Raw genomic sequence first — 15,411 nt, 5'->3', positions numbered from 1 at the left:
CTTTTGATATATCTTGTGAGGTACGTCGATCATCTTTTTTCTTGTATGCAATAATAGAACGCCTAATTACGCTATGAGTATTTTCCGGTATTTTCTAAATACATAAAGCTAAATATCAGGAGGTTGTTATGAATTCACGATTTAGAGTATCAATTTCTGCCAGAATTTACGGTGTCTTTTATTCTATTTGCATTTTTCTCATGCTTGTTACCGCTATTACGATCGGCATTAAGCTTAAAACAAATGCGCGTAATTCTTTTCATAAAAGTGCATCGGCGGAACTATCGCATATAGGAAATAGTATATTCGCCTTTATTGAAAACACCGACAAAAACTTAACCTTGTTGTCAAAGCATCCCTATTCAAAAAATGCCGATTCTTCTCTTCATACGTATACCGCCGATACGCATGATATAAAAGTAAGCGATACCGTCAAAAGCGAAACCGAGCAAAGAATGGTGCAGCTATACAAGCAGTTCTATGATGCGTTTCCTGAATATGCCGAAGTTTGTATGGGAACTATTTGGGGAGGATATGCCACATCGTTTGACGGCGAGATGCCTGCCGGCTACGACCCCCGAAAGCGAGGCTGGTACGAGCTGGCAACGGCGGCAAAAGGAAATACTATCATCACAAAAGCCTACCGCTCAACAATAGGTAAAGTTGTCGTCTGTCTGTCAAAATCAATTTTTTCAAGTTCAGGACAAATGGTGGGAAATATGACCATTGAGGTTACATTAGATAACTTGACAAAAATGATAGGCGAAACAAAAATAGGAAACACCGGACATATAATACTTGTACAAGATGACGGTACAATCCTTGCAGATCCTAAACATCCGCAGTTAAATTTTAAAACGCTTAAAGACTCCGGAAGCGCCGACCTTGCCAAGCTACAGGATATTGAATCCGGTGGCGCAGCCATTATGATGGACGGGAAAAAATGGGTAGTAAACATTCATGTAATTAAAGGCTTGGACTGGAAAATTATAGCATTTATGGAAGAGTCGGAAATGTTTGCAATGTATATTGATATTATCCGATCCATAATCATCATCACACTTGTATTACTTGCAGCTGCGGGGCTCCTTATAGCCTTGATTACACAAAGAATTGTTAAGCCCATACGACAAACAGCTGCCCATTTAACCGATATTTCTGAAGGTGAAGGCGATTTAACCGTATCCTTACCGGTGCAGGGCAATGACGAGATAGCGCAACTTTCTATAGCATTCAATCAAACCATAAAAAAAATTCGCGAAAGTCTTACAACAGTGCTACACACTATTGAGTTATTAACACAAAGCGGCAACATCCTTTCAGACAGCACCGCATCAACGGCAGGAGCCATAAAACAGATTACCGTGAACATCAATGGGGTAAACAATAAGGTCATCCACCACGCTACAAGCATCCATGAGACAACAGATACTATGCAAGATATGACAAAAGGTTTAGGACATTTGAGCGCAAAGATTGATACACAGGCGGTGGCGGTAACCGAATCATCGGCGGCTATCGAAGAGATTGTCGCAAATATAGAATCTGTTACGCGTATCCTTGAAAAAAACAGCCTTCTTATCAAAAAGCTGGAGGATAAGGCAGAAGAAGTAAAACTTACTACGATGAATTCGGCAGCAGTTACGCAAGAAATCAGCAACGAGTCTGATAGTTTGATTGAGGCAGGCAATGTTATCCAGCATATTGCAAGTCAAACAAACCTTTTAGCCATGAATGCTGCAATTGAAGCCGCTCATGCGGGAGAGGCGGGAAAAGGTTTTGCCGTGGTTGCCGATGAGATACGAAAACTGGCCGAAGAGTCCGGCTCGCAAGGGAAAAACATAACCGCTGTTTTAAAAAAACTTAAAACAAAAATTGATGCTGTTGCCGCTGATTCAATCCGAGCGGAAAAATTATTTCAAGAAAGCTTTGATTTAACTACTGCGGTTAAAAATCAGGAAGAAGTTATCATGAACGCCATGTATGAACAGAGGCAGGGCAGCGCACAGGTATTACAAGCGGTATCTGAGATTAACAGCATCACCGATGAAGTAAAAAACGGCTCATTTGAACTACGAGATGAATGCAATCAAGTTCTTGTTAAAATGAAAAATTTAACAGAGATTGCGGAAACTATAAACAACAGCGTGCGTGAAATGTCCGCCGGTACAGGACAAATCAATGAAGCGGCGTATACTGTTGAAAGCGTTACAAAGGAAACCAACACAAGCATCAAAAAATTAACCGATGAAATGACAAAGTTCAAAGTTGAATAACACGCATTTTTTCACCCCAAACGCACGGCTTGACCAAGCGGCAAAAAAAGCATACTATCGTTTTCTATGATTAATTTAATTAAAGAGATTTTAACTTTTGAACCTGACGGACGGGAAATTGCCGTGTACGGCTGGGTGCGCACCAAGCGCGAAACAAAGAATTTAATTTTTCTGCAAGTAAATGACGGCTCCTGTTTTGGTTCAATTCAAATAACTTTTGATAGGGAGCGCGGAATAAGCGCCGAAACGGAAGCAGAATTAAAACGTATCAGTACGGGGGCATCGGTTTGTGCAAAAGGAAAATTAGTCCCATCCCCCGCTTCGGGACAGGCGGCAGAAGTACAGGCGGAAAGCATTCTGGTTTTCGGTGAAGCGCCGGTAGACTCTTATCCATTACAAAAGAAAAATCACTCGCTTGAGTTTTTGCGCGAAATTGCGCATTTGCGGGCGCGTACCAATACCTTCGGCGCAGTTGCGCGGATGCGAAATCAAATGTCTTTCGCCGTGCACAGTTTTTTTCAGGAACACGGATTTCAGTATGTACATACGCCGATTATTACCGGCTCCGATTGTGAAGGCGCGGGAGAAATGTTTCATGTAACCACGCTGAATATTCAAGAAATTGTGCAAAAAGCTTTAAAAGAAAAAACAAACCCCGAAACCTTTGCAGTCGATTACACGCAGGACTTTTTCGGAAAAGAGGCAAACCTCACTGTTTCGGGACAGCTTGAGCTGGAAACCTATGCCACCGCCCTTTCGCGCGTGTACACCTTCGGGCCGACATTCCGCGCCGAAAACTCAAACACCACGCGCCATTTGTCGGAGTTCTGGATGATTGAGCCTGAAATGTCTTTCTTCCATTTGGAACAGACTATGGACCTGGCCGAGCAGTTTGTAGTGCATTTACTGAAATGGGCTTTGGAAAAATGCCGGGAGGATTTAGCCTTTTTTGATTCGCGCATTAAAAACGGTTTGATCGATATGCTGACAAAGGTAGTAACCACGCCCTTTACACGCATTACCTACACGGAAGCTGTTGCGCTGTTGGAAAAAAACAAATCCGCCTTTGAGTTTACGCCCTACTGGGGCTGCGACCTACAAACCGAGCACGAGCGCTATTTAACCGAAACCGTCTTTAAGGGGCCGGTCATTGTAACCGATTATCCGAAAGAAATTAAAGCCTTTTACATGAAAATGAACGAGGACGGAAAAACAGTGCGCGCAATGGACGTACTGGTACCGTACTTAGGGGAAATAATCGGCGGCTCCGAACGGGAAGACAACTACGCAGCCCTTGAAAAACGAATTAATGAGCTCGGGCTTGCAAAAGAAAACTACTGGTGGTACTTAGACTTACGAAAATACGGCACCGTGCCCCACTCGGGCTTCGGACTCGGCTTTGACCGCTTACTGCTCTATGTTACCGGCATGGGAAACATCCGCGATGTAATCCCCTTCCCCCGCGCAACAAAACTTGCAGACTTTTAACCGCAAAAACCGGCAAAAAGCAAAGCGGCAAGATTTTCTTCTTATAAAAAGAGTTCGACACGGCGCAACGGTGAGCAATTTACCATAGTGATGCTTAAATCCGGTAAGCTTTGCAATCAGTCCTGCTTTAAAACATCGCTCCTGCACGGAATCACCACTATCCATGCCCGTCCTGAAATTTACATCCCTCCAGTGCAGGGGTGCCGTAACGCCCTGCATGCGAAGCATACGCGCAACCAGCCCTGCGCAGCAGCACCTGCAATCCGGGGTCTAAGGGGCAGCAGCCCCTTAATGCAACGCATAAAACGGCAGGTCTAAGGGCTGCCCAAGCCCTTAATGCGAAGCATAAGCCTGCAAAGCCCTGCGCAGCAGCCGCTGAGAACTTCCACAATACACATCCACTATTGCGTGCCCACCACAACTGAAAACTGGAAGGATATAATAAACGTACAGTCAAAAAAGCCCCTAAGGTATATAATAGGGAATAGTAGGAGGATACTATGCGACGTTATAGTCAAGAATTTAAACAGCAGGCATTACAACTGTCTGATGAAATCGGCACAAAAGAATCGGCGAAGAATCTCGGTATTTCATACGGGACGCTGACCGATTGGCGAAAAACGAAAAATCGCTATAAAGCAAGCGACGGAGCTGCAACGGCAAAAGCTATCGTTTTGGATGAGCGAGAGAGACAGCTCCAACGCGAAATCAAAGAGCTCAAAGAAGCCAACGAAATCTTGCAAGGCGCACTCGCTTTTTTCGTGAAGGGCTGAAAGAAGTGAAAAAAAGCACTATCTTTGCATATATTTTTTACACGTATGAAAATGCCGACGGCAAAAAAAGCCATCCGGTTTTGTCGATATGCAAAGCGTTAGGCGTCAGCGAAAGAGGCTATTACAAATGGAAACAAAATCGTAATAAACCGAAACGCTGGCAGCTTCTTCTGGCCGAAATACATAAGATTATCGAGGAAGATTATTACAATGATAATTATGGCGTTGTGCGAATGGTGAGCGCTCTTAAACAGCGAGGCAATCCCAAGTCGTATGCGACGGTACGAAATGCCATGAAAAAGGGAAATCTCCTGCATGAAAGCCGCAGAAGTCCTGACGGACTTACCAAAGCGGATAAAAAAGCGCAACGACCTGAAAATTTAGTAAAGCGAAACTTTTATGCATCAGAACCGGATACACTCTACTTCACGGACATAACAGAAGTTCCCTGCGCTGACGGAAAATTATACATCTGTCCGATGTTCGATGCCTGTGGCGGAGAGATTGTCTCGCTTGCGATGGATAGTAATATGAAAAAAGAGTTGTGCATACGAGCACTAACCGAAGCGTTTGAAATGAGGCAGCTTGGAGCCGGAGTCATAGTTCACAGTGATGCCGGAGGCCAATTTACAAGCATAGCGTATAAACAAACGCTTAGAAAATTCAGAGCTATCCAAAGCATGAGTGATGTTGGAAAATGTTATGACAATGCGCGCATGGAAAGTTTTTTTGCAACACTAAAGAAAGAACTTTTATATAGAATCGATACAACAAAGATGATGCGGGAACAAGTGAAAACGCTTGTATGGCAATACACCATGGTCTATTACAACCGGAAAAGAATCAGTACGGTCAATGAGGATGGTTTGCCGCCGACATTGTATCGGCTGAAAGTCACAAAGAAAAAGAATGGAGTGGCTTGAACATACATTTAGGGGATAAAAATACTGAACTGATATTGACATTTCCAAACAATAAATTTTACAAGACCTCCAACCGCTGGTGCGCAGCACACCAAAGCGGGGTTTAAGGGGCAGCAGCCCCTTAATACAACGCATCATCGTGTCTAAAATCTGCCAATTTTCACCCTTTCTCTTGACAACACTAAATATAGTGTTTATTATGCAAAAATACTAATAAAAACACTATATTTTGGAGTTTAAAAATGCGCTGTCCCCATTGCGGAAGTTTTGATGATAAGGTGATGGAATCCCGCACGCTTGCACAAGGCGATTGTATCAGGCGCAGGCGGGAATGTCTTGCCTGCGGGTACCGGTTTACCAGCTATGAAAAAATCGAAGAAAAACCTTTTATGGTTATTAAGCGCGATCAGCGGCGGGAGCCTTTTGACCGCAAAAAACTTGAGCGCGGTATTCAGCGTGCGTTAGAAAAACGGCCGGTTTCGATGACCACCATCGAAAACATTGTAACCGAAATAGAAGACAGTGCAGTGATGGCAAGCAAAGGCTCAAACGAAATCGAAAGCACCCGCCTTGGCGAAATGGTTTTGACGCGGCTGTACTCGGTTGATAAGGTAGCTTATATTCGCTTTGCCTCGGTGTATAAGCAATTCACCAACCTCGAAGAATTTGTCAATGAAGTAAAACAAATAGGAGATAATTATGGAAATTAAACAAGAAAGCAGACAAACGGTGTTCCCTGAATGGAAACCTCTTTTGGAAGGCGGATTTGAACGAGAAAAACCCTTTCTGCGCTCGGTTGTAAAACGCTCGGGCGAAATTCAGGCATTTAATAAAAACAAGATTACCGCTGCAATTTCCAAAGCAATTACGGCGGCGGAAGGGGCGGAAAACCCTGAAAAGGCGGAGCGGCTAACAGAAAAAGTTATCGAAAACTTAAAAACCTTCCTTTCAGGGCGCCATGCGAACTCTATTCCCGCAATCGAGGAAATTCAGGACACGGTGGAAACCACCCTAATCGCCGAAAACGAGGCGCCGATTGCAAAAGCCTATATTTTATATCGGGCAAAGCGGGAGGCGGTTCGGAACGCACAAAAGCTCATGCTTGACATCAACGAAACAATGGACGGCTATCTCAGTCAATCCGATTGGCGGGTAAACGAGAACGCCAATGTCAACTTCTCCCTCGGCGGGTTAATTTTGCATAATTCCGGCACGCTTACCGCAAATTACTGGCTCAAAAATATCTACAGTCCCGAAATTGCCGAAGCGCATCAAACGGCTGCCTTTCATATTCACGATTTATCAATGTTTTCGGGCTACTGCGCCGGCTGGTCGCTTCGCCAGCTTATACAGGAAGGGTTAGGCGGCGTCCCCGATAAAATTACCTCAAAACCGGCAAAACACCTTTCCACCCTCATTCAGCAAATTGTCAATTTCCTCGGCATCATGCAAAACGAGTGGGCGGGCGCACAAGCATTCAGTTCCTTTGACACCTACCTCGCGCCCTTTGTCCGCAGCGATGCGCTCAATGAAACAGCGGTAAAACAATGTTTGCAAAGTTTTATCTACGGAGTAAACACGCCGAGCCGCTGGGGAAGTCAGGCCCCTTTTACCAATATTACCCTTGACTGGGTTTGCCCGAAGGATCTGGCAAACACTCCCGCAGTTATCGGCGGCGAAGAGCAAGCCTTTACCTACGGCGATTGCCAAAAAGAGATGGACGTTATCAATAAAATTTTTATTGAGCTGATGCTTGAAGGAGATGCGGCGGGGCGCGGTTTTCAGTATCCGATACCGACCTATAATATAACCGCCGATTTTAACTGGAACAGCCCGAATGCAAAACTGCTGTTTGAAATGACGGCAAAATACGGCACTCCGTATTTCCAGAATTTTATTAACTCCGATTTAAACCCGAGCGATGTGCGCTCCATGTGCTGCCGGCTGCAGCTTGATAAACGAGAACTGCGCAAACGCGGCGGCGGGCTTTTCGGCTCCGATGAGTTTACCGGCTCAATCGGCGTGGTAACCCTGAACATGCCGCAAATCGGCTATCTTGCAAAAACCGAAAACGACTATTTTGCCCGCCTTGACTATCTGTTGCAGCTTGCAAAACAAAGTTTGCAAATGAAGCGCAAAGTGGTGCAGCGCCTGCTTGACGGCGGACTTTTCCCCTACACCAAGCGGTACCTGAAACACCTGAACAACCACTTTTCTACCATCGGAATCTGCGGCATGAATGAATCCTGCCTCAACTTCCTCGGAAAAGATATTGTAAGCCCCGAGGGAAAGGCATTTGCGGAAAAGGTGTTAACCTATATGCGGCAGCGGCTTGCCGACTTTCAGGAAGAAACCGGCGACCTTTTTAACCTTGAAGCAACTCCGGCGGAAAGCACCTCGTACCGGCTTGCCCGTCACGATAAACAACAGTTCCCCGACATCATCGCTTCAGGCGAGGATGACCCGTACTACACCAACTCAAGCCAGCTTCCCGTCATGTACACAAACGACGTATTCGATGCCCTCGACCATCAGGAAAGCCTGCAGCGAAAATACACCGGCGGCACTGTTTTTCACATCTTCCTCGGCGAAGCCATCAAAGACTGGCAAGCATGCAGAGACTTGGTCAAAGCGGTTGCCTCAACCTATAAAATCCCCTATTTTTCAATTTCGCCCACCTTCTCGATTTGCCCCAAACACGGCTACCTCGAAGGCGAACAGTTTGAATGCCCGCACTGCAAACAAGAACGCATTGCCGAACTTGAACAGCGCTTAGCCGAACTCGAACAGGAAAAAGCAAAAAGCTAAAATCCGAGCGCAGTACTCTTTTCCCGGTGAGAATTTAGTTTTCTTAAAAAAGAGTCCAGGTTAGTTTTTGCCATCCATGGCAAAAACTAAACCGTCTGTTTGGAACCACCACGACTTAATCTTGACGTCCTTGTCAAAATTATGCCTTGCGAGTTTTAAAGCTTTGCAAATTACTTTGCTTTAAAACGTCGCTTCTGTTTGGAACTACCGCCGTCCGTGGCGGTTCTGAATGTAATGTTTGCTATTCTTGTTTACAGTGGCTGCGAGTTTAAAAGGTTCAATTTTACAGTTTTGTATTGACCGCGAAATGCTTTTTCTTTAACCGCAACTCATTTTTCTCTTAAGAGAAATTGTTATGTGCGGCAGGCAAAATCGGGGTAATTTCTAAATTTCACGCAATTTGCACAAGAGGAGAAAACATTCTGTAATTAAGTTACTACTAAAGAATGTATCAACAATAACGCTTACCGCTTTAAACATTCCTATGCTAAATTACCAACCGTTAGGCTGTGTTGAGATCTTTTCTCGTAGAATTCCCAAAGTTTGATTTTGCAGCTTTTATTGTTTTTCTTTTACTTTCTTTCCAACTCCCGTTGTAAATCCTGAAAATAGTGTTGCTGCTGTTTTTGTAAATAGCGGTCGATAAAAATCTTAAAAAAAGGTTTTAAAAAGAATTTCCTGCACTGAATATCTTCGGTAAAATCAATCATTGTTTTGTCTCCATGGTCAAAAAAGAGTCCAACCCAATGACCTTTTATATTTTTATTTTCCATATCAAATTCCCAGCGCTCATGCGGCATAAATACTGTTGTGGTAAAGACGGTTTTAAATCCGTCTTTTGTGTATTCAATAAATTCTTTGTCGCTTATAATTTCAATTTTTTCGATATCGCTTCGCCACGAATAATTTTTAAGATCCGTTACCGTCTCCCAAACTTTTTTGATAGGCTGTTGGATTGTGGCTTTAAAGTTTGATTTTGCCATTGGTGCGGTTTTTCCCCCTTTTAAAAATAATCGCTAAAATACGGCTGCTCGACGGGGATTATATCTTCGAGCAAATCAATAGCGTCATCGTTTGCGGTAATTCTTTCAATGCGGCGCAAATATGAAGGGCGCTTGTATCCCATCAGCATAGTGCAAAGCGTTTGGATTGAAAGCGTAACCTCAAGCCCTTCCGTGCCGCCGCGCGTGCACTGTGTTTTTCCTGCGGCATCCCATGTAACGGAAAAGCTTCCGCAATTCCACTCGGCCATCGGATCATCGATAATAAAATGCAGTTTGTATTTATCGAAGCGGGCAGCAAAAGGGAAATCTAAAATAAATTGCTCAAAGTCAATAATGCGCGCCATAAAATATGGGCGGATGTTTTCCGAGATTTCGCTGTCCTCAAGCAAAAACGCCATCGGCTCATTTGCGTAATTATAACCCTTAACCTTATCGACCATCGAAAAATGCGCGCCGATATAATTCCACAAAGCATGGCGGGCTTCCTGATTTAGATACACCAATTCTTTTATTTTAAAAACTTCTTCTTCCAATAAATAGACAATGTATCCTTGTGCAACATGGTTTTCATCATAATAAAGAGCAACGATAACATCATCCGAATCCCAGCGCCAATATTCTTCCCATGCAAGCTCATCTCGCAGCAACATTCCGTGCCGTTTTAAACAAAAGCGATTATGCAGCTCACGGTAGTCAGCGTTGTCATCATCAACCCGCTCAACCATGCCGGAAACTTTTACATATTTTGGCAGCTGTGTATCTTTAATAGTATAACTCATCTTATCGGAAATAATTTCCCACCCCATTTTACGATAAAAGGGAATTGAGTACGGATATAGAAGTGAAATGCTTTGATGATTTTCGCGCATGTCATTAAGTGATTTTATAATGAGCTCGTGCATCAATCCCATTTTTGTATATTCAGGATATGTCGCGACGCCGGTGATGCCGCCCATATCATAAATCTTTCCGTGTATATTCATCCTCATTGGAAAAATTACTACCTGCGATGCAAGCTTGCTGCCGTCAAACCAGCCGAATACCTTTGCCTTATCAAATATCGGAGACTTGGATTTTCGAATCTCTTCGTCCTCCCAGCCGATACTTTGCAGTTCTTTATCTGTTACTTGAAACGCATAACGCAATAGCGCATTAAATTGCTTTAAATATTTTTTTGTAACTTGTCGTAGCTTCAGCCTTTCTCTTATCTCGCTTCTACTCATAAAATCCTCGTGTGTTTAATTTCGAGTATTATATCACATCAATAAAATTTTTTCACTGAGTGGACTAGAGTTTTTTTTACAGGGGCAATTTGTAGAGGCTAATTTATAGGTATAGATATTTCGACTTCGGCTCCGGGATGGTGAGTGCAGTTTGAAAGTGATAAATTCCCTTGGTGCTGCTTTGCAACTTGATCGGCGATATATAAACCGATACCAAAGTGATTGGGTGAGTTTCTGCTTTTATCTCCGCGGTAAAATTGTTGTTTTGATTTTTGCAAATCTTCGTGAGAAAATCCCTTTCCGTAATCGGTTATACTTATGCTTATTTTTTCATCTCTGCTTTTAACTGCAATATCAATTATCCCGTTTTCCGCACCGTAATCTACCTTTGGTTCGCCTACGAGTTTTGCCTGGTTACGTTGGAGTGACCGGCAAAACATCGTTTGGAATTGAGCAACGGTGGGCAGTTTACCATGGGAATGCTTACATCCGCATCCCGTCTGCCATTATGTAGGCAGAGTGTTCACACGTATGGGTGTGAGGTGTTCACGGCATGTGGATGCACAACTTGCTGTTGACACCGTTACGCACCGAGCCGAAAAATATAGTCTTGAAGGAGTCCTGCTACATAGCGATCAAGGAGCAACGGTATACATCACATGCGTACCGAGAAAAACTCACTGAACTTGGAATGATACAAAGCATGAGCCGGCGTGGAAACTGTTGGGATAATGCCTGTATAGAAAACTTTTTTGGAACCATTAAGTGTGAGAGTGGTTATTATGGTACATTGGAAAATGGATTACTCACTTATAAACAGATGGAAGAACTTATAGGTAAGTACATTGAATTCTTTAACAATGAAAGAATTCAAAAAAAATTGGGTTGGAAGTCACCTGTTGATTTTAGAACGCAGGTTGCTTAAAAAAATAACTTTCGTGTCCAAAAAATGGGGGTCAGTACAAACTGCTTGTGCTTTTTTATGCTTATCGGTATACTTTAATAGGTTTCGCGCATCAAAACGTACTATAAGGAAGGAAAAATATGAATATAGACAGTCTTAATTTTTCAATTGAATCATTGGGAGAATGTAAAATTCACTCTCCAATACATTTATCAAATACTTCAGGGGATTATATTCCGAATTATGTGTATGATGATCAATACATACATTATCCACTTGATTCAAAAATAAATGAAGCAATCGGTCCTTTTGATCGAACAAAGCTGCTTGAGCGGGCAGGGCCGCGAGAGAAGATTTTTTTTAACCCTAACCATGTTCATGCGGGGATTATCACTTGCGGCGGCTTATGCCCCGGTTTAAACGATGTTATTCGCTCTATTGTTCGCTGCCTTTGGCGCAGATACGGCGTCAAAAGGATAAGCGGTATTAAATTCGGATTTAAAGGGCTTTTATACGATTACGGTTTTGATATTCTTCCGTTAAACCCCGATGTTGTTGATGACTGTCACAGAACAGGCGGATCATTATTGGGGACGTCTCGTGGCGGCGGCAATCGAGTTACGGATATTGTTGACGGCATTGAACGATTAAATTTGCACATACTCTTTGTTATCGGCGGCGACGGAAGTCAAAAGGGAGCGAAGGAAATCGCCGAAGAAATTGAACGCAGAAAATTGAAGATAGCGGTTGTCGGTATCCCTAAAACAGTTGATAATGATCTTTCGTTTATTCAAAAATCATTCGGCTTTGATACAGCTGTTGTAAAAGCGACAGAGGCGGTTGCTGCCGCCCATATGGAGGCACATTCTCAAATAAACGGAATAGGACTTGTAAAATTAATGGGAAGAGAGTCAGGTTTTATTGCCACACATACCGCAATTGCAAGCCACGAAACGAATTTTGTCTTAATCCCTGAAGTTCCCTTTGATATTGAAGGAGAAAACGGGTTTTTAAAACATCTTGAAAAAAGACTTTTAGCTCGTCACCATGCAGTAATCGTAGTTGCCGAGGGTGCGGGACAAGATATAATGGAAAGTAAAAATGCAACAGACGCTTCCGGCAATAAACGTTTGGCGGATATCGGGCTTCATTTAAAAGAAGCCATTGAGCGATATTTTAAGTTGATTGATATGCACATCAATTTAAAATATATTGATCCAAGCTACCAAATCAGATCCGCTGTTGCTGCGCCCATAGATTCAATTTATTGCGAACGCTTAGGTAATAACGCGGTGCATGCTGCTATGTGCGGAAAAACAAAGATGATTGTCGGACTTGTACACAATAAATTTGTGCATCTACCGATTGATGTTGTTGTAAGTCAACGAAAGTACGTCGATCCTGAAGGGTCGCTCTGGAGAGACGCCCTTGATGCCACAGGTCAGCCGATTGTTATGAAAAATGCTTTGAATTTTGAAAAAAAGCACTAAAAACTAAGCGGAGTTTCATTTTCCTATCAGTGTTTTGAAAAAGATTTTAGCAAATGTTCTAAACCTATAATCGCATTTTTTCCGCTTGAGAAAAAAAATACTCTGTTTCAATCTTTGATTCTTGTATTATCGGATTGTCTTCAACCTTCCCGAGTACGGCATCCCGTTCGGCTTTATTACGATACGTAATATCTCTAAAAGGATTAGTGTAATCTTTGAGTTTTGTTTTAAGAATCTCTTCTTCAATAAATTTTCTTATCCGAAGAGATTCATCAATATACTCATTCCAAAGCTCTTTGGTTAGTTTTGATACTCCTTTAATTCGGCAAAGTACGGCATACGCATTTTCCGCCTTATCATAAGGATATTGCGCATATAACACCTCGTATTCCTCGTGTATTTGATTCCAGGTTAAAAAGTCTCCGTTTGCTATTCTATCCATAAGTGCAAAAAGTTTTTTTTCAGGGACAAGTTGCCCGCCCATATTTACCCAGTTTCGTTCAACTTCTTCAAGTGTTATATGCTCAAATTTTTTAATTGAGCAATGTTCTTTTTCAAAAAAATCAAAAAGTGTTTTGACCCCATACCAGATAAGCATATCATGATACGCATGCCATGCTTCAATAGGTTTTAATAAAACACTCTCTCTTTCTTTTAATCTTTCCGCATTTGGCACAATAATCAGCATGTTTCTTATCTCCGCTTCATGCGATGCAATAATTTTTTTCGCGGAAAGGAACGGATTCCCCGCTTTCTGCCAGGTTTGTTCAATAAGCGAATTAAGTTCTGCAATTGCATCCTCCATTTCCATCGCAGTATCGGGAGCAAAGCAATTTGTTTCTATCTTTTGAATTTTTGTAATGCGTTTATCTCGAGTCGCAAATTTTTTGTTATTGCGTATGAGCGCATACATATTATACATCCAGTGATAAGCCGGCATTATTTCAAGTCTGTTTTTTTGAGCATTTTCACTGACAAGACTAAACGGAAAGCTTATATTCAGTTCAGACGGATAGTTTCCTTTATTAAGAAGCACAAAAGATGCAAACTTACAATTATGTTTTAAAGTACTTGAAAGTCCCGGCCAAAAACCTCTGCCGGCAATAATCTCTCCGTCATTGCCGCGGGTATTATGATTTGAGCCGACCGTTGCGCCGGCTGCCATGTTTGACTGTCCCTGTATCATGGTTGCAATCAAAAATGAATTATTGTGGTGCTGCTCATGATAAGGAAAAATAAGAGAGTTTAAAACTTCACAACAAGAAATAGTGGAATTGTCCCCGAGTATTGAGTGGATAAAACGTGTTCCGTATTTTAAGGCCGAGTTATTGCCCAGTACAAAACGTATCGCTTTGACGCCGTAAAAAATTCTGCATCCAAAACCGATAATACCGTTTACCAGCTCCACGCCCTCACCAATTTGGGTTGGTTCATTGGAGGATGATTTTACCGTCAAGTTTTTTAACTTATTTGCACCTTTTACGTAGACGGATTCCCCGAAGCTGACATCTTTAATAATACAGCAACTTTTTATAACAGCCTCGCTACCGATTATTCCGTAGTATCCTCGTCTATTATCCCGCTGCTCCTGAGTTATTTTCTTAAATCTTTCAATAAGTTTTTTATTGTCTCGATATCGTGCCCATAAAAACGCATCAGCGGGAATCATCTCCGCAAAGGGTAAAACCTCTCTGCCTCCCGCTTCATTAACCACCTCAATACTTATTCGTACAGATTCATCTTCTCCTTCTTTGATAATTCCTTCCCCGAATTTTGCATGATTTGTAGCACAAAGTTCATCAATTCTGCTTAAAATAACATGATCTCCAATGATATAATGAGAGATGTAAGCACAATCATGAATTGCACAGTTTTTGCCGATGTCGGAGGAAATAATTTTACTATTTGTTATGCCGGTCGGTACGGTAAAATCATGATATTTTAAATAATTTTCTTCTAAAGCTGAAATCCGCACAAGACCGGCAAAAAAGGAATTCTTGATCAGATGCGCGTTAAACGGATCTTCTACTAAGATTTTATTCCAATCAGTGCAAGAGTTACCGTTTTTGATAAGAGATTCAAGCTCTCCTAACGTGAGCGCGCGCCAGCGGTGATTTTTTTCCGAGTTTTGTTTAAAGCGAAGATAATATTCATCTTCTCCGACAGGGATATATTCTTTTGTAATGAAATTTAGTCCAAAACTATCTGCAGGCAACACATGCAGTTTTCCCATAACACCCTCCATCTGATTGATTATTTCTATCTTTATATCATTTACACCGATGCAACCGACTATAACCCATGCACTTTTATCTCATTATATAAATTTGGTATCAAGATTTTTTTTTAATATCGTCAATAAAACTTATAGGGGTGAAATTATCACAGATTAAAGACAATAAAACTTATACGGTTGACACTGATAATAAAACAAACGTATCAAAATTCGTAACTCGATACATATTTTTCAAGATTTAATTTGTAAGTGTTCATTCAAAATAGACACAAGGAAATTTCTAAAA

At 42.1% G+C, this 15,411-nt stretch carries 11 protein-coding genes and 1 pseudogene; 8 read left to right on the top strand and 4 right to left on the bottom strand.

Annotated features, from left to right (window positions below; genetic code table 11):
- Positions 1–128 precede the first annotated feature (128 nt).
- The 6 genes and pseudogenes from FUT79_RS10170 to FUT79_RS10145 all read left to right on the top strand — a co-directional run bounded on the left by FUT79_RS10170 (position 129) and on the right by FUT79_RS10145 (position 8,268).
- Positions 129–2,276: a methyl-accepting chemotaxis protein gene (locus FUT79_RS10170; protein ID WP_044634950.1), complete on the top strand. Its 2,148-nt coding sequence runs from the start codon at positions 129–131 to the stop codon at positions 2,274–2,276.
- A gap of 66 nt (positions 2,277–2,342) precedes the next feature.
- The gene (gene asnS / locus FUT79_RS10165) at positions 2,343–3,764 is read left to right on the top strand and encodes an asparagine--tRNA ligase (RefSeq protein WP_148878873.1); all 1,422 of its coding nucleotides are present in this window, start codon (positions 2,343–2,345) and stop codon (positions 3,762–3,764) included.
- Between the two features lie 500 nt (positions 3,765–4,264).
- Positions 4,265–4,537 (top strand): transposase, encoded by a 273-nt coding sequence (locus FUT79_RS10160; RefSeq protein WP_148889635.1) that lies wholly within the window; start codon positions 4,265–4,267, stop codon positions 4,535–4,537.
- Positions 4,528–5,460: pseudogene (locus FUT79_RS10155) on the top strand (IS3 family transposase); the annotation flags it as partial. The gene FUT79_RS10160 and the pseudogene FUT79_RS10155, both read left to right, overlap by 10 nt.
- 242 nt (positions 5,461–5,702) lie before the next feature.
- Positions 5,703–6,170, top strand: a complete 468-nt coding sequence (gene nrdR / locus FUT79_RS10150; RefSeq protein WP_024752422.1) for a transcriptional regulator NrdR — start codon at positions 5,703–5,705, stop codon at positions 6,168–6,170.
- A complete protein-coding gene (locus tag FUT79_RS10145) occupies positions 6,160–8,268 on the top strand; it encodes a ribonucleoside triphosphate reductase (RefSeq protein WP_024752423.1) in 2,109 nt (702 codons plus the stop codon). The genes nrdR and FUT79_RS10145 overlap by 11 nt, the downstream gene beginning before the upstream one ends.
- A 572-nt stretch (positions 8,269–8,840) precedes the next feature.
- On the opposite strand, the gene FUT79_RS10140 is transcribed toward FUT79_RS10145, so the two are convergent.
- The 3 genes from FUT79_RS10140 to FUT79_RS15895 all read right to left on the bottom strand — a co-directional run bounded on the left by FUT79_RS10140 (position 8,841) and on the right by FUT79_RS15895 (position 10,935).
- Positions 8,841–9,251: an SRPBCC family protein gene (locus FUT79_RS10140; protein ID WP_044634894.1), complete on the bottom strand. Its 411-nt coding sequence runs from the start codon at positions 9,249–9,251 to the stop codon at positions 8,841–8,843.
- Positions 9,252–9,271: 20 nt separating this feature from the next.
- On the bottom strand, positions 9,272–10,495 hold the full coding sequence (locus FUT79_RS10135; RefSeq protein WP_024752424.1) for a GNAT family N-acetyltransferase: 1,224 nt from the start codon (positions 10,493–10,495) through the stop codon (positions 9,272–9,274).
- A 98-nt stretch (positions 10,496–10,593) separates the two neighbouring features.
- Positions 10,594–10,935: an ATP-binding protein gene (locus FUT79_RS15895; RefSeq protein ID WP_187426525.1), complete on the bottom strand. Its 342-nt coding sequence runs from the start codon at positions 10,933–10,935 to the stop codon at positions 10,594–10,596.
- A 113-nt stretch (positions 10,936–11,048) separates the two neighbouring features.
- Between FUT79_RS15895 and FUT79_RS10125 the strand changes: the two genes are divergently transcribed.
- Both FUT79_RS10125 and FUT79_RS10120 read left to right on the top strand, forming a co-directional pair.
- Positions 11,049–11,420 (top strand): IS3 family transposase, encoded by a 372-nt coding sequence (locus tag FUT79_RS10125; protein ID WP_024752426.1) that lies wholly within the window; start codon positions 11,049–11,051, stop codon positions 11,418–11,420.
- Between the two features lie 119 nt (positions 11,421–11,539).
- Positions 11,540–12,889 (top strand): ATP-dependent 6-phosphofructokinase, encoded by a 1,350-nt coding sequence (locus FUT79_RS10120; RefSeq protein ID WP_024752427.1) that lies wholly within the window; start codon positions 11,540–11,542, stop codon positions 12,887–12,889.
- Between the two features lie 64 nt (positions 12,890–12,953).
- Here the strand turns inward: FUT79_RS10120 and FUT79_RS10115 are convergent, their stop codons facing one another.
- On the bottom strand, positions 12,954–15,122 hold the full coding sequence (locus tag FUT79_RS10115; protein ID WP_044635007.1) for a DUF4954 family protein: 2,169 nt from the start codon (positions 15,120–15,122) through the stop codon (positions 12,954–12,956).
- Between the last annotated feature and the right edge of the window lie 289 nt (positions 15,123–15,411).

Origin of the sequence: Treponema phagedenis (genome assembly GCF_008153345.1) — a bacterium.
In the GTDB taxonomy this organism is placed as follows: domain Bacteria; phylum Spirochaetota; class Spirochaetia; order Treponematales; family Treponemataceae; genus Treponema; species Treponema phagedenis.
The sequence above is the reverse complement of the archived record's forward strand: the minus strand, read 5'-3'. Positions and strand labels throughout refer to the sequence as shown.